This is a genomic window from Pseudomonas sp. IPO3747, assembly GCF_013385245.1.
Lineage (GTDB): Bacteria > Pseudomonadota > Gammaproteobacteria > Pseudomonadales > Pseudomonadaceae > Aquipseudomonas > Aquipseudomonas edaphica.
This window is the reverse complement of sequence record NZ_JACAQL010000008.1, coordinates 247,408-267,360: the sequence shown is the minus strand read 5'-3', so window position 1 is coordinate 267,360 and position 19,953 is coordinate 247,408. Positions and strand designations below refer to the sequence as shown.

Below are 19,953 nucleotides of genomic sequence, written 5' to 3'. Positions count from 1 at the left end.
GATGACTGAATCAAACGAAACGCCGAACACCGTGGAAGAAGGCGACGAGTCCAAGCACCGCCGCATCAAGAGTTTTGTGATGCGCGCCGGCCGCATGACCGAAGGCCAGCAAAAGGGCCTGGAGCAAGGTACGCCGCTGTTCGTGTTGCCATTGGCCGACGCGCCGGTGGACTACGACCAGGTGTTCGGCCGTTCGGCCCCGCGTTCCCTGGAAATCGGTTTCGGCATGGGCCACTCCCTGCTGGAAATGGCCGCGGCCGCGCCGGACCAGGACTTTATCGGGGTGGAAGTGCACCGCCCAGGTGTCGGCGCGCTGCTTAACGGCGTACTGACCCAAGGCCTGACCAACCTGCGAGTCTACGACTGCGACGCGATTGAAGTACTCAACCGCTGCATCGCCGACAACAGCCTCGACCGCCTGATGCTGTTCTTCCCGGACCCATGGCACAAATCGCGTCACCACAAACGCCGTATCGTCCAGGCTTCCTTCGCGGAGCTGGTGCGCAGCAAGCTGAAAGTGGGTGGCATTCTGCACATGGCCACAGACTGGGAGCCGTATGCCGAATACATGCTGGAAGTGATGGACGTAGCGCCTGGCTACCGCAACCTGGCCGAAGACGGCAAATGCGTGCCGCGCCCGGCCGAGCGCCCGATCACCAAGTTCGAACGCCGCGGCGAGCGACTGGGGCATGGGGTTTGGGATTTGAAGTTCGAGAAGGTTGACTGACAAGCCAATAGCCGGCTTGGAGTGCAATCAACTGTGGGAGCTGGCTTGCCTGCGATAGCATCACCTCAGTATCACAGATACACCGAGGTGCCTGCATCGCAGGCAAGCCAGCTCCCACAGTTGTTTTGTGTTGGGCTTTGGAATCAGCGGCGGTCGGCGACTACGCCAATCAACACCAGCACCACCACCAACACTGGCGCCAAACTGTAGTTATTAAACTGGCTCAGCCCCCGCACAATCCAAGGCGTGGCATACAGCAAGGCTGCGCCGCTGCCGATCATGCATACCAGCGCCATCAACGGTACGCGCAATGCTCCGGCGATGCTGCCCAAGCGGCCTTCGATCCAGCCTTTGATATCCGCGCCAAACAACACCAGCAAACAACCGACAAGGGCCAGGGAGATTTCCGACAGGTTGCTACGGCTCCAGCGGGACACGGTGGCGAGCAGGTCGAGTACCAAATCCATGTGATTTCCTTAGAGCGTCAGCTCAAAAACTTCTGCAACAGGTCATTGAGAAAGAGTTGCCCACGGTCGGTGGCCGCCAGGCGTGACGGTTCGACCTGCATTAAGCCACTTTGTTCTGCCTCCTGGCGGCCTTCGTCGAGGCTGGCCAGGTCGAGGCCGGTGCGTTCGGCGTACAGCTTGGATTCAACGCCTTCGGTGAGGCGCAAAGCGTTCATCAGGAACTCGAACGGCAGCTCCTCATTGGTCAGTTCTTTCGCCCCGGCCTGGAAACTTTTTGCCGGGTTGAGGTAGTCCTTTGGCGCCCGGGTTTTCCAGGTGCGCACGATGCGCCCGTCCGGATGGCTGAGCTTGCCGTGGGCGCCCGCGCCGATGCCGATAAAGTCGCCGAAGCTCCAGTAATTCAGGTTGTGCCGTGCCGGGCGGCCCGGTTGGGCATAGGCCGACACTTCATATTGCGCGTAACCGTGTTCGGCCAGCAGTGCCTGGCCAGCTTCCTGAATATCCCACAGCGTGTCGTCTTCCGGCAGCGCGGGCGGCTGGTTCCAAAATACGGTGTTGGGTTCCAGCGTCAGCTGATACCAGGACAAGTGCGTTGGCTTCAATGCGATGGCCTGGCGCAAGTCGCTCAGGGCATCGTCCAGTGACTGATCGGGCAAGCCGTGCATCAGGTCCAGGTTGAAGTTATCGAACCCGGCCTGGCGTGCCATGCCGGCGGCGCGCACAGCTTCATCGCCGTTATGGATGCGGCCCAGCGCCTCAAGCTTTTGCTGCTGGAAGCTCTGGATGCCGATGGACAGGCGATTGATCCCCAACTTGCGGTACGCCACGAACTTCTCTTGCTCGAAGGTGCCAGGGTTGGCTTCCAGGGTGATTTCGATGTCGTTGGCAAACGGGATACGGGCTTGCACGCCTTTGAGCAGGCGCCCCAGCGCGGCGGCGCTGAACAGGCTGGGCGTGCCGCCACCGAAGAAAATCGAGCTTAGTTCACGGCCGTAAACCGCATGCAGGTCTTGATCAAGGTCGGCCAGCAATGCGTCTACGTACTCTTCTTCCGGCAGCACTTTGCTGGCGGTGTGGGAGTTGAAGTCGCAATACGGGCATTTGCGCACGCACCACGGGATGTGGATGTACAGCGCCAGGGGCGGCAGCACCGGCAATGCCGCCCGAGGCGTTTGCGCGCCGCCGTGGATCAGCGGTTGCGCAGAGGTGTTTTGGGTCATTTCAGGCTCAGGCGTTGGCGCAGCAAATCCATTGCGCGGGCGCGGTGGCTGATCTGGTTCTTGTCGGCCGGGCTCAGTTCGGCGCTGGAGACATTGCGCTCCGGCACCCAGAACAGCGGGTCATAGCCAAAGCCATGCTCGCCACTGGCGGCATGCAGGATGCGCCCGTGCCACAGGCCTTCGCACAGAATCGGTAAGGGGTCATCAGCGTGGCGAACCAGCGCCAGCACGCAGACAAACTGTGCGCCGCGCATCGCGTCCGGCACGTCCTTGAGGGCGTCCAGCAGTTTGGCGTTGTTGGCCGCGTCGCCTTTGCCATCGGCATACCGCGCCGAGTAGATGCCCGGTGCGCCGCCGAGGAAGTCCACGGCCAGGCCCGAGTCATCCGCCAGCGCCGGCAGGCCGGAGATGCGTGCGGCATTGCGGGCCTTGAGGATGGCGTTTTCGACAAACGACAGGCCGGTCTCTTCCGGTTCGACCTGGCTGAACTCGCCGATCGAGCGCAGCTGCACGGAGTCGCCGAGCATGGCCTGGAGTTCTTTGAGTTTGCCGGCGTTATGGCTGGCGAGTACGAGCTGTGTCAGGTTCATTTGGTGCCCGGAAAAAGTTCTTGGACGAAGCTGAAGCCGTGGGCCTTGCCACCGGTTTCAACGTTGATGGTAAACGTCCGGTATTCCTGCTGTGTGACCGAGTAGGGCGCCAGGTACGAGATGCCGCCCTTTTCAGTAATCTGCTTGAACGTCAGCACTTCGCTCTTGCCGCTCAAGTCCTTGATCGTGCCGGTCACCTGCGCGGCCACTGGCGTCACGCCCTTGATCACCGACACATTGATCAGGCCCTTCTCGTTGCTGCGCACGATACCGGCTGCCTGGGCGGTTTCCGGTTGCAGGAAACTCGAGGTGAAGGTGTTGTAGTGCACAGTGATATCGCCAAATTCTTTCTGGCGGTTACCGTCGACGGCGTCTGCTGCCACGGCGCTGGCGCCCAGGAAGGCGGTCAATAGAAAAACAGCCAAACGACTCATGATCGTGCCTCTTGATAATGATTAGACGGCAATCTTGTGGTCGGTCAGGCCAGGGCTGCTGACCCGGTAGATACCAATTTCGCCCAACAGATTAGGCCATAGCTTACTCGCCCACCCATGGCGGTGCTGTTGATCGACGGCAAGGCGGTTGATCACCTTGGCTTCACGCTCGCCGCACAGGGCTTCGAAGTCTTCAAACGTACAGAAGTGGATGTTCGGCGTGTTGTACCAGGTGTATGGCAGGAAGTCCGAGACCGGCATCCGGCCCTTGGTCGCCAGGTACCAGCGGCAGCGCCAGTGGCCGAAGTTGGGGAAGGTAATGATGCACTGACGGCCCACGCGCAGCATCTCGTCGAGGATGCGGTCCGGGTAATGCACCGCTTGCAGGGCCTGGGTCATCACCACGATATCGAAACTGTTGCTGGCAAAGTTGCCCAGGCCCTTGTCCAGGTCCTGCTCGATCACGTTGATGCCCTTGGCCACGCACTGGGCGATGTTGTCCGGGTCGTTTTCCAGGCCATACCCGGTGACTTGCTTGTTGTCGCGCAGCCAGCTGAGCAGTTCGCCATCACCGCAGCCCAGGTCGAGCACGCGGCTGCCGGCGGGGATCCAGTCTTGGATGATTTCCAGGTCGGCTCTCATGGCGTTCTCACAAAGTAATGCGGTTCATGTAGTTGCTGAAAGCCTGCAGGTAGCGTGGGATCGGAATCAGGAAGGCGTCATGGCCTTGCGGAGCATCGATCTCGAGGTAGCAGACGTCTTTGCGTGCGGCCATCAAGGCGTCCACCAGTTCACGTGAACGCGCTGGCGAGAAGCGCCAATCGGTGGTGAATGACATCACGCAGAACTTGGCCGTGGCGTGCTCGAAGGTTTTCGCCAGGTCGTCGTCGTGGTTGGCGGCCGGGTCGAAGTAGTCCAGCGCCTTGGTCATCAGCAAGTAAGTGTTGGCGTCGAAGCGCCCCGAGAACTCCTCGCCCTGGTAACGCAGGTAGCTTTCGACCTGGAACTCGACACTGTGGAAATCGTAGTTGAGCTTTTCGCTCTTGAGCCCACGGCCGAATTTTTCGCCCATGGAGTCATCGGACAGGTAGGTGATATGCCCGACCATCCGCGCCAGCATCAAGCCGCGCTTGGGGATCACACCGGCTTCCTGGAACGAACCGCCGTGGAACTCGGGGTCGGTGAGGATGGCCTGGCGTGCCACTTCGTTGAACGCGATGTTCTGCGCCGACAGTTTTGGGGCCGAGGCGATGGCCAGGCAATGGCGCACGCGATCCGGATAGGAAATGGTCCATTGCAGCGCCTGCATGCCGCCCAGGCTGCCGCCGATCACGGCGGCCCATTGGTTGATGCCCAGCAAGTCGGCAAGGCGCGCCTGGCTGTGCACCCAGTCTTCCACGGTCAGCACCGGGAAGTCGGCGCCGAACGGCTTGCCGGTTTCCGGGTTGAGGCTGCTCGGGCCGGTGGAACCATTGCAGCCGCCGAGGTTGTTCAGGCTGACCACAAAGAATTTGCTGGTGTCGATGGGCTTGCCGGGGCCGATGCAGCTGTCCCACCAGCCGGGCTTGCGCTCGTCGGCACTGTGAAAGCCAGCGGCGTGATGATGGCCGGACAGGGCGTGGCAGATCAGCACGGCGTTGCTCGCCGTGGCGTTCAACTGGCCGTAGGTTTCATAGATCAGGTCGTAGGCAGGCAGCGAACGGCCGCAGGCCAGGGCCAGCGGTTCGCTGAAGTGCGCCACTTGGGGCACGACCAGTCCAACAGAATCGGGGGGGAAGGCAGCTGGCATCGACCCTGCTCTCGTTTAAATGAGGCGTAAGTCTAAAGAGCGGTGACCCCAGCGGCAAGCAAAGGCCCGCACCAGTACGCAGATACAGATATCAGCACTGGCTTGTGTGGGAGCTGGCTTGCCTGCGATTGCATCACCAAGGTGAGACTGACACACCGAGGAGCCTGCATCGCAGGCAAGCCAGCTCCCACCTATCAGATCAGGCCGAACAGCTCTTTAGGCATGAACGCATAGTAGGCCAAGCGCGGAATCACCCAGCTTTGCAGCAGCTGGATCGCGATAAACGCGAAGATTGGCGAGATATCCAGGCCGCCCAGGTTCGGGATCAGGCGACGGAACGGTGCCAACACCGGTTCGGTGATCTGGGCTACCAACTCAGCACCCGGGCTGCGGCTGCCGGGTGCGACCCACGACAGAATCACGCTGATGATCATCGACCAGAAAATGATCTTCAAAAACAGCGAGAAGATTCCGATCAAGCCCCATGGCAACAGCAGCACGGTGAACGCCTGGTAGCCGTTGAGCATCAGGATCACTACAAACAACAGGATTTGCAGCAGCAGTGCCAGCACCAGCGAGGACATGTCCAGGCCGAACATGCTCGGCACTACCCGGCGCAGTGGCTTGAGCAGCGGTTGGGTGGCCTTGACCACGAATTGGCACAGCGGGTTGTAGAAGTTCGCCCGCACCAGTTGCAGGATAAAACGCATCAGCACGATCAGCAGGTACAGGCTGCCCAAGGTCTGGATGATGAAAATGGCAGCGTCATTGATTCCGAGCATGTTTGATTACCTTGGTAAGGGATGACTATTTGCCCAGTTGCTCAGCCATCTCGGCTGAACGGTGTGCTGCGGCACCCAGTGCTTTTTCCACCAGGGCTTCAAAGCCCCCGGCCTGGAAGGATTCGATGGCGGCCTGCGTGGTACCGCCTGGCGAGGTCACGCGACGGCGCAACTCGGCAGCGTCTACATCACTGTCGACCGCCATGTTCGCGGCGCCCAAAGCAGTTTGCTCGGCCAGTTGCTCGGCGACTTCATGGGGCAGGCCGAGTTTGACGCCGGCGGCGGTCATGGCTTCGATCAGCAGGAAGAAGTAAGCCGGGCCGCTGCCGGACACGGCGGTGACCGCGTCCAACTGCTGCTCCTGTTCCAGCCACACGGCCAGGCCCACGGCAGACAGCAGTTCCTGAGCCTGGTCGCGCTGCTCGGCAGTCACCTCGGAGGTGGCGTACAAGCCGCTGACGCCCTTGCGCAGCAGTGCCGGAGTGTTGGGCATGCAACGCACGATCGGCTGGGCACCGAGCCAGGTGTTCATGCTGGCGCAGGTGATGCCGGCGGCGATCGACACCACCAGTTGGTGCGGTTGCAGGCTCGGGCGCAGGCTTTCGCACACGGCCTTCATGGCTTGCGGTTTTACCGCCAGCACGATCACGTCGACGCCCTGGATGGCCTCGGCGTTATCGGCAAAGGTTTCGATACCGTGCTCGGCGCTGACGCGGGTGCGGGTCTCGGCGCCGGGGTCGCTGGCGCGGATCTGCGTGGTTTCCAGGCCCTTGGCCCGCAGGCCGCCGATCAGGCTGGCCGCCATGTTGCCGGCGCCGATAAAGGCTATACGCGTGTTGCTCATGACAGGTCCTTACTTAGAGGGATGTCAGCCATTTTACGGCTGGCCGTAGTCGCGGGCGCCAAACAGGGCGGTACCGATCCGCACCCAAGTGGCCCCTTGGGCGATGGCCGACTCAAGGTCGTGGCTCATGCCCATGGAAAGTGTGTCCAGCGGCAGGTTCAGGCTGGCTTGCAGGTCTTTTACCGCAGCGAAGGCTGCATCTTGTGCAGCGCGATCTTCAGTCGGCTCGGGGATCGCCATCAAGCCACGCAGCTTCAAACGGGGCAGGGCGCTGATTGCAGCGGCCAGGGCCGGCAGGTCGGCGGGTGTACAGCCGGACTTGCTGGCTTCGCCACTCACGTTGACCTGAATGCAGATATTCAGCGGCGGCAGGTCAGTCGGGCGTTGTTCAGACAGGCGTTGCGCGATTTTCAGGCGGTCCACGGAATGCACCCAGGCGAAGTGCTCGGCGATCGCACGAGTCTTGTTCGATTGAATGGGGCCGATGAAGTGCCAACTCAAGGGCAGGTCGGTTAATTCAGCCTGTTTGCCCAAGGCTTCTTGCAGGTAGTTCTCGCCAAAATCTCTCATCCCGGCGGCATAGGCTTCGCGCACGGCCTGGGCCGGTTTGGTCTTGCTCACGGCCAGCAGGTGGATGCTGCTTTCGTCACGTTGCACGGCGTGGGCCGCGGCGCGGATGCGCTGGCTAACCTGGCCAATGTTGTCTGCTATCGTCGACATTCAAGATGCACCCGTGGATATGGAGTCCGCGGCATTCTACTGGAAATGGAAAGCCCTATGGATATCACTGAACTGCTGACGGCCAGCGTGCGCCGTGGCGCCTCCGACCTGCATTTATCGGCTGGCCTGGCGCCAATGCTGCGTGTCGATGGCGAAATCTGGCCATTGGAGGGGCCGGTGCTTTCGCCTACGCAAGTTGCGGACTTATTAAGCCCTTTGCTCAACCAGCACCAACAAAAGGATTTCGAAACATCTCTTGAAACGGATTTTGCGTTCGCGCTGCCGGGCCTGGCGCGGTTCCGCGCAAATGTGTTCCGCCAGGATCGCGGCATGGGCGCAGTGTTTCGCACTATCCCGACCGAAGTGCAAAGCCTGGAAGACCTCGGATTAGGCGAGGTCTTCCGCCGTATCGCGCAGTTGCCGCGCGGCCTGGTACTGGTGACTGGGGCAACCGGCTCCGGCAAGTCGACGACCCTGGCGGCGATGATTGACCACCTCAACCAGCACCGGCGCCAGCACATTCTCACGCTGGAAGACCCGATCGAATTTATCCACAGGCCGAAAATGGCCCTGATCAACCAGCGCCAAGTACACCGCGACACTCATAGTTTTTCGGCGGCGCTGCGCTCGGCCCTGCGTGAAGACCCGGATGTGATTCTGGTGGGCGAGCTGCGTGACCTGGAAACCATCCGCCTGGCACTGACGGCGGCAGAGACCGGGCACTTGGTATTGGGCACGCTGCACACCACTTCAGCGGCAAAGAGCGTGGATCGGCTGGTGGATGTGTTCCCTGCGGGGGAAAAAGCCATGGTGCGCGCCATGCTGTCGGAGTCGCTGCAGGCGGTGGTGTCCCAGGTGCTGGTTAAGAAAATCGGCGGCGGCCGGGTGGCGGCGCACGAGATCATGCTGGGCACGCCAGCTATCCGTAACCTGATCCGCGAGGACAAGGTGGCGCAGATGGTCTCGGCGATTCAAACCGGCGGGGCGTTGGGGATGAAAACGCTGGATATGAGCTTGAAGGCGTTGGTCAGCGCAGGGCTGATCAGCCGGGAGGATGCGCGGGGGCTGGCGCGGGTGCCGACAGATATCTGAACGCCGATGAAATCAGTGTGGGAGCTGGCTTGCCTGCGATGACGGTGTGCCAGTCGACAGAGATGTCGCCTGGCAGTTCGATATCGCAGGCAAGCCAGCTCCCACATTTTGTAGTGCATTCAGCCTGGGATCAGCGCTGAACAACCCGCAGGTTATTCTGCTCTTTAGGCAGAACACGCTTGGCAATCACGTAGTTCTTGTCCCAGAACGGCTTTTTCAGTGTGTCGATGCTCACCGACTTGCCACGGCGCGGTGCGTGGATAAAGCGGTCGTTGCCCAGGTAGATAGCAACGTGGTTGACCTGGCGGCTCTTGAGTTTGAAGAACAACAGGTCGCCCGGTTTTAAATCCTTGCGATCAACCTTCAAGCCGTGGCCGGCAGCCATGGCGTTGGAGGTGCGGGGCAAATCCACCGCTTTTACATCATTAAACGCATATTTCACCAAACCGCTGCAGTCGAACCCTTTACTTGGGCTGCTGCCGCCCCAACGATAAGGGGTACCGAGCACGTTAACGGCACGGCTGAGGACATTGCTGCTTTGTTTGGTGTTGACGGCCAGTTGGGTGTGGATCGCTTTACCGTGGGCCTTGCTCACTTGAGTCGGGCGGTTGACGGTCAGCTTTACCGACTTGGCAGTGCTGGGTGTGCTGTGAACTTTAGGGGTGAAACCGTTAACGTTAGGAAGACGTTGCTCACGATTGGTGGCGTGGGCGGCCAGTGGCATTAATAGGCAGATGGTTAGCCATGTCTTGAAAAATGGTCGCATTAGGCGTGGCTCTTTTAGGTTTGCGCGCAACTTTATAACAGCTTTTTGTGTCGTTCTCAGGCCGTTTGTCGACTGAACTCTGGGGTCAAACTCAGGAAAAACGCGACGAATTGCCGCTATTGTCCTACAGAAGTCAGGTGGCATAAGGCTTTGCGGGAGGGAAGATACCATTTGCCGTGCGTCGGGCGCCCGTAAAAAAGTCACAAAGAAAATGAAAAAATTTATCTATCGAGGCAAAAGAGGTACTCCATGAACACCTATCGACAGGATGTTACGCAGCAAGACACCCACAGCAAGGTGATCGGTTACCTGCTTTGGATTTTTGGTTTTACCGGGGCGCATCGCTTCTATTACGGCAAACCCGTGACCGGGACGATCTGGTTTTTCACCTTCGGCCTGTTCGGTATCGGTTGGCTGATCGACTTGTTCCTGATCCCGGCCATGGACCGTGAAGCAGACCTGCGTTTTACCGCCGGCCCGATCGAATACAACGTGGCCTGGATTCTGTTGGCGTTCCTGGGTGTATTCGGTTTGCACCGCATGTACCAGGGCAAATGGATCACCGGCCTGATCTACCTGTTGACCGGCGGTTTGTTCCTGATCGGGGTGCTGTATGACTTCTGGACGTTGAATACGCAGATTTCGATCCGCAATGCCGAGCGCAACAACGGCCGATAAGTCTCTCAAGCCTATTAGAGAGCCCAATGTGGGAGCGGGCTTGCTCGCGAAAGCGGTGGATCAGTCAGCATATTTGCCGGCTGACACACCGTATTCGCGAGCAAGCCCGCTCCCACATGTACTTTGGCCACTCCAGACTGGGGTCAGGCCTGGTAAGTAATCCGCCCATCCACCAAGGTGTAGCGCACCGTCGCCGGCAGGCTATGGCCGATGAACGGGCAGTTCTCGCCCTTGGACAGCCAGTGTTCCCCGGCAACCGTGGAACTGGCCGGGTCAAACAGCACCAGATCCGCCGCCGAACCCACCGCCAACTTGCCCGCTGGCAGGCGCAATGCCTCGGCAGGGCCAGCGCTCAGGCGCGCCAGCAGCGTCGGCAAGTCCAACAAACCGTCTTCCACCAACGTCATCGCCAATGGCAGCAACAGCTCTACGCTGCTGATTCCAGGCTCTGTTGCGCCAAACGGTGCCAGCTTGGCATCCCGTTCGTGGGGCTGGTGATGGCTGGAAATCGCCGAAACCACACCCGACTTCACCGCCGCCCGCAAACCTTCACGGTCGGCCAGCGTGCGCAGCGGCGGCTGCACGTGATACAGGCTGGAGAAGTCGATCAGCGCCTCATCGGTCAAAATCAGCTGATACAACGCCACATCCGCCGTCACCGGCAAGCCGCGCGCCTGGGCCTGGGCGATCAAGGCCACACCGCGTGCGCTGGTGAGTTGGCTGAAGTGCGCACGCACACCGCTTTGTTCCACCAACAACAGATCACGGGCCAGGGCCACGGTCTCGGCAGTTTCCGGAATGCCCGGCAGGCCGAGGAAGCTGGCCACGGCGCCTTCATGGGCCAGGCCGCCTTCGGCCAGGTCGCGGTCCTGGGAGTGGAAGATCACGGTCAGATCGAACGTGGCCGCGTATTCCAGCGCACGGCACAGCGTGCGGGTGCTGCGAAAACTCTCCAGGCCGTTGCCGAATGCCACGCAACCGGCGTCACGCAGGGCGATCAGCTCGGCAAGTTGTTCACCTTCCAGGCCTTTGCTCAGCGCGCCGATGGGGAACACTTTGCAATTACCGGCTTCACGGGCGCGGTCGAGGATCAACTCGGTCACCGCCGAAGTGTCCAGGATCGGCTTGGTGTGTGGCGGGCAGCACAGGCTGGTGACGCCACCGGCTGCGGCCGCACGGGTTTCGCTGGCGATGCTGCCTTTGCGGCTGTAACCCGGCTCGCGCAGGGCGACGTTCAGGTCCACCAGGCCAGGCGCGGCCACCAGGCCGTTGGCATCGATACTCTGGCTGGCGCTGAAGCCGGCGGGCGCGGCGCCAATGGCGATGAGCTTGCCGGCTTCCAGGTGAAGGTCGGTGACTTGATCCAGCCCGCTGGCCGGATCGATAACGCGAGCGCCAAGAATGCTGAGCTTCACTGGGCGTTCTCCTGCTCGAATTGACGTTGCGCGGTTTGCCCGCTCATGGCCATGGACAACACGGCCATGCGGATGGCGATGCCATAAGTCACCTGGTTGAGGATCACCGACTGCGGGCCATCGGCCACCGCCGATTCAATCTCCACGCCACGGTTGATCGGGCCTGGGTGCATCACGATGGCATCCGGCTTGGCGCCGGCCAAACGCGCGGTAGTCAGCCCGAACAGGCGGTAGAACTCGCCTTCGCTCGGCAGCAGGCCACCGGACATGCGCTCACGTTGCAGGCGCAGCATGATCACCACGTCCACATCCTTGAGGCCTTCGGTCATGTCGGTGTAGACCTTCACGCCGTATTGCTCGATGCCGATCGGCAGCAGGGTTTTCGGCGCGATCACGCGAATGTCCGGGCAGCCGAGGGTTTTCAGGGCCAGCATGTTCGAGCGCGCCACACGCGAGTGCAGGATGTCGCCGACGATGGCCACCGAGAGGTTTTCAAAGCTGCCCTTGTGCCGACGAATAGTGAGCATGTCCAGCATGCCCTGGGTCGGGTGGGCGTGGCGGCCGTCGCCGCCGTTGATGATTGCCACCTGCGGGCACACATGTTCGGCGATGAAATGCGCGGCGCCGGAGTCGCCGTGGCGTACCACGAACATGTCGGCGGCCATGGCTTCCAGGTTGCGCAGGGTGTCGAGCAGGGTTTCGCCCTTGCTCGCCGACGAGGTGGACACGTTCAGTGTGATCACGTCGGCCGACAGCCGCTGGGCCGCCAGTTCAAAGGTGGTGCGGGTGCGCGTGGAGTTCTCGAAGAACACATTGCAGATGGTTTTGCCACGCAGCAGCGGGACTTTCTTCACCGCCCGGCCACCGACTTCGAGGAACGAGTCGGCGGTGTCGAGGATTTCGGTGAGCAGTTCGCGGGGCAAACCGTCGAGGGACAAGAAGTGTTGCAACTGGCCCTGAGCATTGAGCTGCAGCGGGCGCTTGGCATCTAGAGGCGTCATCGCGGGGACTCTGTACAAGGCGGTTTAAAGGGCAAGGTCTTGCAGTTCGAGTTCGAGCGGCGTGGGACCGGACAATTTTACCCGTTGATGGGCTTGCAGCGACAGCGTTGCGCCAACCACGTCCGGGCTGATCGGCAATTCGCCGGCGTCCAGGTCCAGCAGGCATACGAGGGTCACACTGGCCGGGCGGCCGTAGTCGAACAGCTCGTTAAGGGCGGCGCGGATGGTGCGGCCGCTCATCAGCACGTCGTCGATCAGCACCAGATGCTGGCCTTCGACCTCAAACGGCAGCGCCGAGGGCTGCACTTGCGGGTGCAGGCCATTCTGGCTGAAGTCGTCGCGGTAAAAGGACACGTCCAGGGTGCCCAGCGGCGAATCGCTGCCCAGCTCTTCCAGTAGCGCCTGGGCCACCCACACACCACCAGTGCGGATGCCGATAAAACGCGGCTCGCTGATGGCGCGGTGTTGCAGATGGGCGGTGAGGTTCGTCGCCATCTGGCTGATCAGTTCGGTGGGATTGGGCAGGCTCATGGTGGCTCCTTCTAGGCCTTGCGCAGCGAGGTGCGCACAAGGTCCGGGCTCAAACGTAAAAAGACGCGGCAAGCCGCGTCAGTCAGGATTCAAATAAAGCGGTGTTTTCATCCAGCCAGCCCTGCAGCAACAGGGCGGCGGCAATGGCGTCCACGGGGTTGTCGCGGTAGCTGCCTTTTTGCCCGCCACGGTCGCGGCGCTCACCCTTGGCTTCAAAGGTGGTCAGGCGTTCATCGTGGGTATAGAAGGGCAGGTTGTAGCGGCCATTGAGGCGGCGGGCGAATTTTTCCGCGCGCAGGCACATGTCGCTGGGGGTGCCGTCCATGTTCAACGGCAGGCCGACCACGACGGCGTCGGGCTTCCACTCTTTAATGAGGGCTTCGACCTGGTTCCAGTCCGGCACGCCGTTCTGGGCTTTCAATGTACACAGCTCGCGGGCCTGGCCGGTAATCACCTGGCCGACCGCTACGCCGATCTGTTTGGTGCCGTAGTCAAAACCGAGGATCAAGCGCAAAGCCATCAGGCGTGCCCCGCCTGGCTGGTCAGCAGGCTGAGGTTGACCCGAAGCTTGGCGGCAGCTGCTTCCAGGCGCAGCTCACTGGCGGTGTTGAACAGGATGTCGGCGTCAAACGGGCAGGTCAGCCAGGCATTGCTGGCCAGTTCGGCTTCCAGTTGCCCGGCTTCCCAACCGGCATAGCCGAGGGTGATCACGCTTTGCTCGGGGCCGACGCCGTCGGCGATGGCAAACAACACGTCCTGGGAGGTCGACAGCGACACGCCTTCAAGGTCTACCGTGGCCTGAAACTTCGGCCCGGTGGGGTGCAGCACAAAGCCACGATCGGTCTGCACCGGCCCGCCGATGTAGATCGGCACGCCCTGGCAACGCGCCGGTGGGTCGATCTCGGGGCGCAGTTGCTCAAGGATATCGGCCAGGTTCAGCTCTTGCGGGCGGTTGACCACCAACCCCATTGCACCATTGGCCGTGTGCTCGACGATGTAGGTCAAGGTCTGCGCAAAGTTCGGGTCGGCCATATGGGGCATGGCGATCAGGAATTGGTGCTTGAGGTAGGTCGGGCTGACATTTTTCATGCCCACTAGTGTGGCGTTGGAGGGGCGAACTGACAAGCTGGAGTTAGTGATCGCTCCGCGTCGCGCTCTTAAAAGTGGACGCGGAGCGTCCTGAGATGCATTCCCACGCAGAGCGTGGGAACGATCCTTATCCATCATTAAAGGATGTACTTCGTACCTGTGGCGAGGGGGAACGATCCTCAGTTGCTCGACAGCCGATCGCCCCTGGCAAACTTCCAGGTGCGGATGATTTCCAGGCGGTCGATGTCGTTCAAGTCACCGGTAAACGGCGCGAAAGGCGCAGCCAGGCGCACGATGCGCTGGGCGGCCTGGTCCAGCAGCGGCTGGCCGGACGACTCCAGCACCTGCACTTCATAAAGCGAGCCGTCGCGGTTGATCGACACCAGAAGACGCAAATTGCCGTAAATCTGCTGACGCCGCGCTTCATCCGGGTAGTTGAGGTTACCGATGCGCTCGACCTTCTTGCGCCACTCGTCTTTATACCAGGCGCCTTTGTCGCGCATGGTTGACGCGGCATTCAGGCGGTAGATGCGCGGGCGCTTGGCATACAGCTGTTGCTCATTGGCCAGTTCCGCTTCGAGGCTGGAGATCTGGTCAGAGAGCTGCGAACTGTCGAACGTCGGCGCAGTCTTCACCGGCTCAGGCGTAGGTTCGGTCTTGGCTTTCTCGCGCTGGGTCGCAGCTTTTTGCGGTTTGGGCGCAACGGTGGTCACGGCGGCCTTGGGCGCGGCCTGCTTGACCTCGGGCTTGGGGGCGGGTGGGGGCGTGACTTTATTGACCTTGTTGTCCTGGAAAGGCGCCACTTCGGTGGTCTTGGGCACGGCCTTCTTGTCGAGGGTGCCGCTGCCTTGCTGGTTGTCCTGGGCAAGAAAATCGGCCTTTTCGGGCTTTTTTTCGCTCTTGAACGTGGCGAGGGTGATTTCCAGGGTTTTGCTGATCTGCTTGGGCTCGACGTAGGTGAAGCCCAGGCCGAGCAGTAGGGCGAGGTGGATCAAGGCGGCCAGGAACAGGGTAAATCCGAGCCGATCAGCCGGGCGCACGCCGCTGTGGGAGAGTTCGTAGGGCAGATCGGACGGGAGTGTCATGACAAAAAAACCAACATCGCGCGTTTCACAGGTGGCGCATGATAACGCAATGTTGGTTTATGTCCGGCTGTTCTATGTCACTTGGCTTGTAGCTTGCGCTCAATGGCCGCCATCAGCATTTCGCCGATGTTCGTGCCAAATGCATTGTCGATCTCGCGAATACAGGTCGGGCTGGTGACGTTGATTTCGGTGAGGTTCTCACCAATTACGTCTAGTCCTACAAATAGCAGGCCTTTTTCCCGCAGGGTTGGGCCAACCTGAGAGGCGATCCAACGGTCTTTGTCCGACAACGGGCGTGCTTCACCGCGACCACCGGCCGCCAGGTTGCCACGGGTCTCGCCGGCTGCTGGAATACGCGCCAGGCAGTAATCCACCGGTTCGCCGTCGATCATCAGGATGCGCTTGTCGCCATCCTTGATCGCCGGAATATAAGCCTGGCCCATGATCTGCTGGGTGCCCAGCGCGGTCAGGGTTTCCAGGATCACCGACAGGTTCGGGTCACCGGCGCGGTGACGGAAGATCGACGTGCCGCCCATGCCGTCCAGCGGTTTGAGGATCACATCACCGTGTTTGGCGGCGAATTCACGCAGCACGTCGGCGCGGCGGCTGACCACGGTCGGCGGCGTGCACTGCGGAAACAGCGTGGCGAACAGCTTTTCATTGCAGTCGCGCAGGCTCTGCGGCTTGTTGACGATCAGCACGCCGGCGCGCTCGGCCTGTTCCAGCAGGTAAGTGGAGTAGACGAATTCCATGTCGAACGGCGGGTCCTTGCGCATCAGGATCACGTCCAGATCGCTCAACGGGCTGTCGATCTCGTCCGCCAGCTCAAACCACTTCTCAGGGTTGGCAAACACCTGCAGCGGGCGCATGCGTGCGCGGGCTTCGCCGTCGCCCTGGTAAAGATCGCGCTGCTCCATATAGAACAGGGTCCAGCCGCGGGCCTGGGCGGCCAGGAGCATGGCCAGCGAGCTGTCCTTTTTATAGGAAATGCTGGCGATAGGGTCCATGACAATGCCGACGCGAACGCTCATGGGGGATTTCCTCTAGCAAATTAGGGCGCATAAAAGTGGCGTCAGAGTGGCGCTGCGGCTGTTGTGGGTCAAGGAAAAACCACCTGGCCGGTTGCTCGATAGATTGCGCCCGGAGACTGTGCTAAAAAGACTGCCACGGCGCAGCAGCCCTTGAATTCCAAGGCTTGCGGCGCTCATCCTGTGCAACATCAGGCAGTACACACCGAAAACCGATTCGCTGTGGCGATGGTAGAGCAGATATGGAACAGCATTCCAACGCCTTGAGAGTGATGGTGATCGATGATTCAAAAACGATCCGCCGCACCGCCGAGACGCTGTTGAAGAACGTGGGCTGCGATGTGATCACGGCTATCGACGGTTTCGATGCCCTGGCCCGGATTGTTGATCATCACCCGCACATTATCTTTGTCGACATCATGATGCCGCGCCTGGATGGCTATCAGACCTGCGCCCTGGTGAAGAACAACCCGGCGTTCAAGTCGATCCCGGTGATCATGCTGTCTTCTAAAGACGGCCTGTTCGACAAGGCCAAGGGGCGCATCGTTGGTGTCGATCAGTTTTTGACCAAGCCTTTCAGCAAGGAAGAACTGCTGGGCGCAATCAAGGCTTACGTGCCTGGGTTTGCCGCAGTAGAACAAGCACACTGACGCCGCCTCACAAGGGCTGGCGCCGACCAATGTAGTGGGGAAAACCATGGCACGCGTTCTGATCGTCGACGATTCGCCGACTGAAATGTACAAACTCACCGGCATGCTGGAAAAACACGGCCACGTGGTGCTCAAGGCCGAAAACGGCGCGGACGGCGTGGCCCTGGCCCGCCAGGAAAAACCCGACGCCGTGCTGATGGACATCGTGATGCCGGGCCTCAACGGCTTCCAGGCTACCCGCCAACTGTCCAAGGAGCCGGAAACCAACGGCATTCCGATCATCATCATCACCACCAAGGATCAGGAAACCGACAAAATCTGGGGCGCGCGCCAGGGTGCCAAGGATTACCTGACCAAGCCTGTGGACGAAGACACCCTGATCGCCACCTTGAACAAGGTACTGGCCGGCTAAAGGCTCGCGATCATGACCGAGTCGCAAACCGCCTTCGAGCTGCTGCTGGACATCGACCGCCGCTGCCGCCTGCTGGCCGCCGACCTGCCGTCCCAGGAAGCTCGCCTGCAACGCTGGAGCGGGATCGGCTTTCGCCTGGGGCCACACTGGTACGTGGCGCCGATGGGCGAAGTCGCCGAAGTGCTGCATGAGCCGCGTTGCACCTTGATGCCCGGTGTCAAACCGTGGGTCAAGGGCGTGGCCAACCTGCGTGGGCGTTTGCTGCCGGTGATGGACTTGGGTGGCTTTCTTGGCCTTGAATTGTCCAAGGCACGCAAGCAACGACGGGTGCTGGTGGTCGAGTACAACGACCTGTTTGTCGGGCTGCTGGTAGACGAGGTGGTGGGCATGCAGCATTTCGCACAAGACGCTTTGTTGACCAGCGCCGCACCCGGCGCGCCGTTTATCCTCGGCCAGTTCGACGGCGACCCGCTGTGGCAGGTCTTCAGCCCCTTCGCTCTGGCCCAGGCCCCAGGCTTCATGGATGTTGCCGCATGACCACCGTCACCACGCCCAAACCCCAGGCCGCATCGCGCAGCCGCTCACAGATCATCGTGCTGTTTATTGCGCTGATCGTGTTCATCATGCTGTTGTTCGCCAACTTCGCGTACCTCAACACTCAGTCCACCTATGACAAGCAGTACATCGGCCACGCCGGTGAGCTGCGTGTGCTGTCCCAACGCATCGCCAAAAACGCCACCGAGGCCGCTGCCGGCAAGGCCGCCGCGTTCAAATTGCTGGGCGATGCGCGCAACGACTTTGCCCAGCGCTGGGGCTACCTGAAAAAAGGTGATACCGAAACCGGCCTGCCCGCCGCGCCCAGTGCGGTTCGTGCGGAAATGCGCGCGGTGCAGACCGACTGGGAAGCGCTGCTGAAAAACACCGACGCGATTCTCGCCAGCGAACAAACCGTGTTGTCCCTGCATCAAGTGGCCGCGACCCTCGCCGAAACCGTGCCGCAATTGCAGATGGAATCGGAAAAGGTCGTCGATATCCTGCTGCAACGTGGCGCACCGGCCAGCCAGGTAGCGTTGGCTCAACGCCAATCGCTGTTGGCCGAACGTATTCTCGGCGCGGTCAACACCGTGCTGGCGGGCGACGAAACCGCCGTGCAAGCCGCCGATGCCTTTGGCCGCGATGCCAGCCGCTTCGGTGTGGTGCTCAACGGCATGCTCAATGGCAACCCGGGCTTGCGCATTACCCAGGTCGAAGACCATGACGCGCGCGCGCGGCTGGCGGAAATTTCGGAGCTGTTCGAGTTTGTCTCCGGCTCCGTGGATGAAATCCTCGAAACCTCGCCGCAGCTGTTCCAGGTACGGGCCTCGGCGAGCAATATCTTCAACCTGTCGCAAACCCTGCTCGATGAGGCCTCGCACCTGGCCACCGGTTTTGAAAACCTCGCCAGCGGGCGAAGTTTCGACACCATTGGTGGCTACGTGCTGGGTTTGCTGGCACTGGCCTCGATCATTCTGATCGGCCTGGTGATGGTGCGCGAAACCAACCGCCAACTGCATGAAACCGCCGAGAAGAACGAGCGCAATCAGAACGCGATCATGCGCCTGCTCGATGAAATCGAAGACCTGGCCGATGGCGACCTCACCGTGACCGCCTCGGTCACCGAGGACTTCACCGGCACCATCGCCGACTCCATCAACTACTCCGTCGACCAACTGCGCGATCTGGTCGCGACCATCAACCTCACCGCCGGGCAAGTGGCCGGTGCGGTGCAGGACACCCAGGCCACCGCCATGCATCTGGCCCAGGCTTCGGAGCATCAAGCCCAGCAGATCGCCGAAGCCTCCACGGCGATCAACCAGATGGCCCAGTCCATCGATCAAGTGTCGGCCAACGCTGCCGAATCTTCGGCCGTGGCGGAGCGCTCGGTGGAAATCGCCAACAAGGGCAACGAGGTGGTGCACAACACCATCCATGGCATGGACAACATCCGAGAACAGATCCAGGACACCGCCAAGCGCATCAAACGCCTGGGCGAGTCTTCCCAGGAGATTGGCGATATCGTCAGCCTGATCGACGACATTGCCGACCAGACCAACATCCTCGCCCTCAACGCCGCCATCCAGGCGAGCATGGCCGGTGACGCTGGGCGCGGTTTTGCGGTGGTGGCCGACGAAGTACAGCGGCTGGCCGAGCGCTCATCCGCCGCCACCCGGCAAATCGAAACCCTGGTGCGGGCGATTCAGGCCGACACCAATGAAGCGGTTATCTCCATGGAACAAACCACCACCGAAGTGGTGCGTGGCGCACGGTTGGCCCAGGACGCCGGGGTGGCGTTGGAAGAGATCGAAGGCGTGTCGAAAACCCTGGCGGCGTTGATTCAGAGCATCTCCAATGCGGCGCAGCAACAGACCTCATCGGCGGGGCAGATTTCGCTGACGATGAATGTGATTCAGCAGATCACCACGCAGACGTCGTCGGGTTCTACGGCCACGGCGGAGAGCATCGGCAATTTGGCAAAGATGGCCAGTCAGTTGCGCCGGTCGGTGTCGGGTTTCACCCTGCCGCCGCCTAAACAGGCCGATGATTGAAATGCTATCTGATGTGGGAGCTGGCTTGCCTGCGATAGCGGTGGGTCA

At 61.0% G+C, this 19,953-nt stretch carries 24 protein-coding genes; 7 read left to right on the top strand and 17 right to left on the bottom strand.

What is annotated here, in order from left to right; all coding sequences use genetic code 11:
• Window position 1 precedes the first annotated feature (1 nt).
• Window positions 2–727: a tRNA (guanosine(46)-N7)-methyltransferase TrmB gene (gene trmB / locus HX790_RS12845; protein WP_017139460.1), complete on the top strand. Its 726-nt coding sequence runs from the start codon at window positions 2–4 to the stop codon at window positions 725–727.
• A gap of 143 nt (window positions 728–870) precedes the next feature.
• Here trmB and HX790_RS12840 read toward each other — a convergent pair whose 3' ends face one another.
• From HX790_RS12840 to HX790_RS12800, 9 genes are all read right to left on the bottom strand, one after another.
• Entirely contained in the window at window positions 871–1,194 is a 324-nt protein-coding gene (locus HX790_RS12840) for a DUF3392 domain-containing protein (RefSeq protein WP_017139459.1), read from the bottom strand.
• A gap of 17 nt (window positions 1,195–1,211) precedes the next feature.
• Entirely contained in the window at window positions 1,212–2,414 is a 1,203-nt protein-coding gene (gene hemW, locus HX790_RS12835; RefSeq protein WP_017139458.1) for a radical SAM family heme chaperone HemW, read from the bottom strand.
• Complete coding sequence (gene rdgB, locus HX790_RS12830; protein WP_017139457.1) at window positions 2,411–3,004, bottom strand: RdgB/HAM1 family non-canonical purine NTP pyrophosphatase; 594 nt, start codon at window positions 3,002–3,004, stop codon at window positions 2,411–2,413. Before rdgB ends, hemW begins: the two co-directional genes overlap by 4 nt.
• Window positions 3,001–3,438: a DUF4426 domain-containing protein gene (locus HX790_RS12825; RefSeq protein ID WP_017139456.1), complete on the bottom strand. Its 438-nt coding sequence runs from the start codon at window positions 3,436–3,438 to the stop codon at window positions 3,001–3,003. The genes rdgB and HX790_RS12825 overlap by 4 nt, the downstream gene beginning before the upstream one ends.
• A 21-nt stretch (window positions 3,439–3,459) precedes the next feature.
• On the bottom strand, window positions 3,460–4,080 hold the full coding sequence (gene metW / locus HX790_RS12820) for a methionine biosynthesis protein MetW (RefSeq protein ID WP_016972957.1): 621 nt from the start codon (window positions 4,078–4,080) through the stop codon (window positions 3,460–3,462).
• Between the two features lie 7 nt (window positions 4,081–4,087).
• Entirely contained in the window at window positions 4,088–5,227 is a 1,140-nt protein-coding gene (locus HX790_RS12815; RefSeq protein WP_017139455.1) for a homoserine O-acetyltransferase, read from the bottom strand.
• 194 nt (window positions 5,228–5,421) lie between these two features.
• The gene (locus HX790_RS12810) at window positions 5,422–6,009 is read right to left on the bottom strand and encodes a YggT family protein (RefSeq protein WP_017139454.1); all 588 of its coding nucleotides are present in this window, start codon (window positions 6,007–6,009) and stop codon (window positions 5,422–5,424) included.
• Window positions 6,010–6,034: 25 nt separating this feature from the next.
• Window positions 6,035–6,853 (bottom strand): pyrroline-5-carboxylate reductase, encoded by an 819-nt coding sequence (gene proC, locus HX790_RS12805; RefSeq protein WP_017139453.1) that lies wholly within the window; start codon window positions 6,851–6,853, stop codon window positions 6,035–6,037.
• A gap of 33 nt (window positions 6,854–6,886) precedes the next feature.
• Window positions 6,887–7,573 (bottom strand): YggS family pyridoxal phosphate-dependent enzyme, encoded by a 687-nt coding sequence (locus HX790_RS12800; protein WP_099550335.1) that lies wholly within the window; start codon window positions 7,571–7,573, stop codon window positions 6,887–6,889.
• Between the two features lie 57 nt (window positions 7,574–7,630).
• Between HX790_RS12800 and HX790_RS12795 the strand changes: the two genes are divergently transcribed.
• Window positions 7,631–8,665, top strand: coding sequence for a type IV pilus twitching motility protein PilT (locus HX790_RS12795; RefSeq protein WP_138454277.1), 1,035 nt, complete (start codon window positions 7,631–7,633; stop codon window positions 8,663–8,665).
• A 130-nt stretch (window positions 8,666–8,795) separates the two neighbouring features.
• Here the strand turns inward: HX790_RS12795 and HX790_RS12790 are convergent, their stop codons facing one another.
• Complete coding sequence (locus HX790_RS12790; protein ID WP_017139450.1) at window positions 8,796–9,431, bottom strand: C40 family peptidase; 636 nt, start codon at window positions 9,429–9,431, stop codon at window positions 8,796–8,798.
• A gap of 249 nt (window positions 9,432–9,680) precedes the next feature.
• On the opposite strand from HX790_RS12790, the gene HX790_RS12785 reads away from it, so the two are divergent.
• On the top strand, window positions 9,681–10,109 hold the full coding sequence (locus tag HX790_RS12785; protein WP_176991626.1) for a TM2 domain-containing protein: 429 nt from the start codon (window positions 9,681–9,683) through the stop codon (window positions 10,107–10,109).
• 143 nt (window positions 10,110–10,252) lie between these two features.
• Here the strand turns inward: HX790_RS12785 and HX790_RS12780 are convergent, their stop codons facing one another.
• From HX790_RS12780 to gshB, 7 genes are all read right to left on the bottom strand, one after another.
• On the bottom strand, window positions 10,253–11,524 hold the full coding sequence (locus HX790_RS12780) for a dihydroorotase (RefSeq protein ID WP_099550338.1): 1,272 nt from the start codon (window positions 11,522–11,524) through the stop codon (window positions 10,253–10,255).
• Window positions 11,521–12,525 carry an aspartate carbamoyltransferase catalytic subunit gene (locus HX790_RS12775; RefSeq protein ID WP_056857699.1) on the bottom strand — a complete coding sequence of 335 codons (1,005 nt, stop codon included), beginning with the start codon at window positions 12,523–12,525 and terminating at the stop codon, window positions 11,521–11,523. Before HX790_RS12775 ends, HX790_RS12780 begins: the two co-directional genes overlap by 4 nt.
• A gap of 24 nt (window positions 12,526–12,549) precedes the next feature.
• Window positions 12,550–13,056: a bifunctional pyr operon transcriptional regulator/uracil phosphoribosyltransferase PyrR gene (gene pyrR / locus HX790_RS12770; protein ID WP_170036805.1), complete on the bottom strand. Its 507-nt coding sequence runs from the start codon at window positions 13,054–13,056 to the stop codon at window positions 12,550–12,552.
• 82 nt (window positions 13,057–13,138) lie between these two features.
• On the bottom strand, window positions 13,139–13,576 hold the full coding sequence (gene ruvX, locus HX790_RS12765; protein WP_003195067.1) for a Holliday junction resolvase RuvX: 438 nt from the start codon (window positions 13,574–13,576) through the stop codon (window positions 13,139–13,141).
• Window positions 13,576–14,145, bottom strand: coding sequence for a YqgE/AlgH family protein (locus HX790_RS12760; protein ID WP_017139445.1), 570 nt, complete (start codon window positions 14,143–14,145; stop codon window positions 13,576–13,578). The genes ruvX and HX790_RS12760 overlap by 1 nt, the downstream gene beginning before the upstream one ends.
• A gap of 179 nt (window positions 14,146–14,324) precedes the next feature.
• Complete coding sequence (locus HX790_RS12755) at window positions 14,325–15,230, bottom strand: energy transducer TonB (protein ID WP_176991625.1); 906 nt, start codon at window positions 15,228–15,230, stop codon at window positions 14,325–14,327.
• Window positions 15,231–15,307: 77 nt separating this feature from the next.
• Window positions 15,308–16,261 carry a glutathione synthase gene (gshB, locus tag HX790_RS12750; protein WP_099550340.1) on the bottom strand — a complete coding sequence of 318 codons (954 nt, stop codon included), beginning with the start codon at window positions 16,259–16,261 and terminating at the stop codon, window positions 15,308–15,310.
• A gap of 239 nt (window positions 16,262–16,500) precedes the next feature.
• Here gshB and pilG point away from each other — a divergent pair, with 239 nt between their 5' ends.
• From pilG to HX790_RS12730, 4 genes are read left to right on the top strand one after another with little or no spacing between them, the layout of a single operon-like run.
• On the top strand, window positions 16,501–16,908 hold the full coding sequence (gene pilG, locus HX790_RS12745) for a twitching motility response regulator PilG (RefSeq protein ID WP_010564379.1): 408 nt from the start codon (window positions 16,501–16,503) through the stop codon (window positions 16,906–16,908).
• A gap of 46 nt (window positions 16,909–16,954) precedes the next feature.
• On the top strand, window positions 16,955–17,320 hold the full coding sequence (pilH, locus tag HX790_RS12740; RefSeq protein ID WP_017139442.1) for a twitching motility response regulator PilH: 366 nt from the start codon (window positions 16,955–16,957) through the stop codon (window positions 17,318–17,320).
• 12 nt (window positions 17,321–17,332) lie between these two features.
• Entirely contained in the window at window positions 17,333–17,857 is a 525-nt protein-coding gene (locus HX790_RS12735; RefSeq protein WP_017139441.1) for a chemotaxis protein CheW, read from the top strand.
• Window positions 17,854–19,905: a methyl-accepting chemotaxis protein gene (locus tag HX790_RS12730; protein WP_017139440.1), complete on the top strand. Its 2,052-nt coding sequence runs from the start codon at window positions 17,854–17,856 to the stop codon at window positions 19,903–19,905. The genes HX790_RS12735 and HX790_RS12730 overlap by 4 nt, the downstream gene beginning before the upstream one ends.
• The last annotated feature ends 48 nt before the right edge of the window (window positions 19,906–19,953 follow it).

What these genes read in the sequence shown, in the direction of transcription:
- trmB (WP_017139460.1), top strand. Translation starts at nt 2, where the DNA reads ATGACTGAATCAAACGAAACGCCGAACACCGTGGAAGAAGGCGACGAG.
- HX790_RS12840 (WP_017139459.1), bottom strand. Translation starts at nt 1,194, where the DNA reads ATGGATTTGGTACTCGACCTGCTCGCCACCGTGTCCCGCTGGAGCCGT.
- hemW (WP_017139458.1), bottom strand. Translation starts at nt 2,414, where the DNA reads ATGACCCAAAACACCTCTGCGCAACCGCTGATCCACGGCGGCGCGCAA.
- rdgB (WP_017139457.1), bottom strand. Translation starts at nt 3,004, where the DNA reads ATGAACCTGACACAGCTCGTACTCGCCAGCCATAACGCCGGCAAACTC.
- HX790_RS12825 (WP_017139456.1), bottom strand. Translation starts at nt 3,438, where the DNA reads ATGAGTCGTTTGGCTGTTTTTCTATTGACCGCCTTCCTGGGCGCCAGC.
- metW (WP_016972957.1), bottom strand. Translation starts at nt 4,080, where the DNA reads ATGAGAGCCGACCTGGAAATCATCCAAGACTGGATCCCCGCCGGCAGC.
- HX790_RS12815 (WP_017139455.1), bottom strand. Translation starts at nt 5,227, where the DNA reads ATGCCAGCTGCCTTCCCCCCCGATTCTGTTGGACTGGTCGTGCCCCAA.
- HX790_RS12810 (WP_017139454.1), bottom strand. Translation starts at nt 6,009, where the DNA reads ATGCTCGGAATCAATGACGCTGCCATTTTCATCATCCAGACCTTGGGC.
- proC (WP_017139453.1), bottom strand. Translation starts at nt 6,853, where the DNA reads ATGAGCAACACGCGTATAGCCTTTATCGGCGCCGGCAACATGGCGGCC.
- HX790_RS12800 (WP_099550335.1), bottom strand. Translation starts at nt 7,573, where the DNA reads ATGTCGACGATAGCAGACAACATTGGCCAGGTTAGCCAGCGCATCCGC.
- HX790_RS12795 (WP_138454277.1), top strand. Translation starts at nt 7,631, where the DNA reads ATGGATATCACTGAACTGCTGACGGCCAGCGTGCGCCGTGGCGCCTCC.
- HX790_RS12790 (WP_017139450.1), bottom strand. Translation starts at nt 9,431, where the DNA reads ATGCGACCATTTTTCAAGACATGGCTAACCATCTGCCTATTAATGCCA.
- HX790_RS12785 (WP_176991626.1), top strand. Translation starts at nt 9,681, where the DNA reads ATGAACACCTATCGACAGGATGTTACGCAGCAAGACACCCACAGCAAG.
- HX790_RS12775 (WP_056857699.1), bottom strand. Translation starts at nt 12,525, where the DNA reads ATGACGCCTCTAGATGCCAAGCGCCCGCTGCAGCTCAATGCTCAGGGC.
- pyrR (WP_170036805.1), bottom strand. Translation starts at nt 13,056, where the DNA reads ATGAGCCTGCCCAATCCCACCGAACTGATCAGCCAGATGGCGACGAAC.
- ruvX (WP_003195067.1), bottom strand. Translation starts at nt 13,576, where the DNA reads ATGGCTTTGCGCTTGATCCTCGGTTTTGACTACGGCACCAAACAGATC.
- HX790_RS12760 (WP_017139445.1), bottom strand. Translation starts at nt 14,145, where the DNA reads ATGAAAAATGTCAGCCCGACCTACCTCAAGCACCAATTCCTGATCGCC.
- HX790_RS12755 (WP_176991625.1), bottom strand. Translation starts at nt 15,230, where the DNA reads ATGACACTCCCGTCCGATCTGCCCTACGAACTCTCCCACAGCGGCGTG.
- gshB (WP_099550340.1), bottom strand. Translation starts at nt 16,261, where the DNA reads ATGAGCGTTCGCGTCGGCATTGTCATGGACCCTATCGCCAGCATTTCC.
- pilG (WP_010564379.1), top strand. Translation starts at nt 16,501, where the DNA reads ATGGAACAGCATTCCAACGCCTTGAGAGTGATGGTGATCGATGATTCA.
- pilH (WP_017139442.1), top strand. Translation starts at nt 16,955, where the DNA reads ATGGCACGCGTTCTGATCGTCGACGATTCGCCGACTGAAATGTACAAA.
- HX790_RS12735 (WP_017139441.1), top strand. Translation starts at nt 17,333, where the DNA reads ATGACCGAGTCGCAAACCGCCTTCGAGCTGCTGCTGGACATCGACCGC.
- HX790_RS12730 (WP_017139440.1), top strand. Translation starts at nt 17,854, where the DNA reads ATGACCACCGTCACCACGCCCAAACCCCAGGCCGCATCGCGCAGCCGC.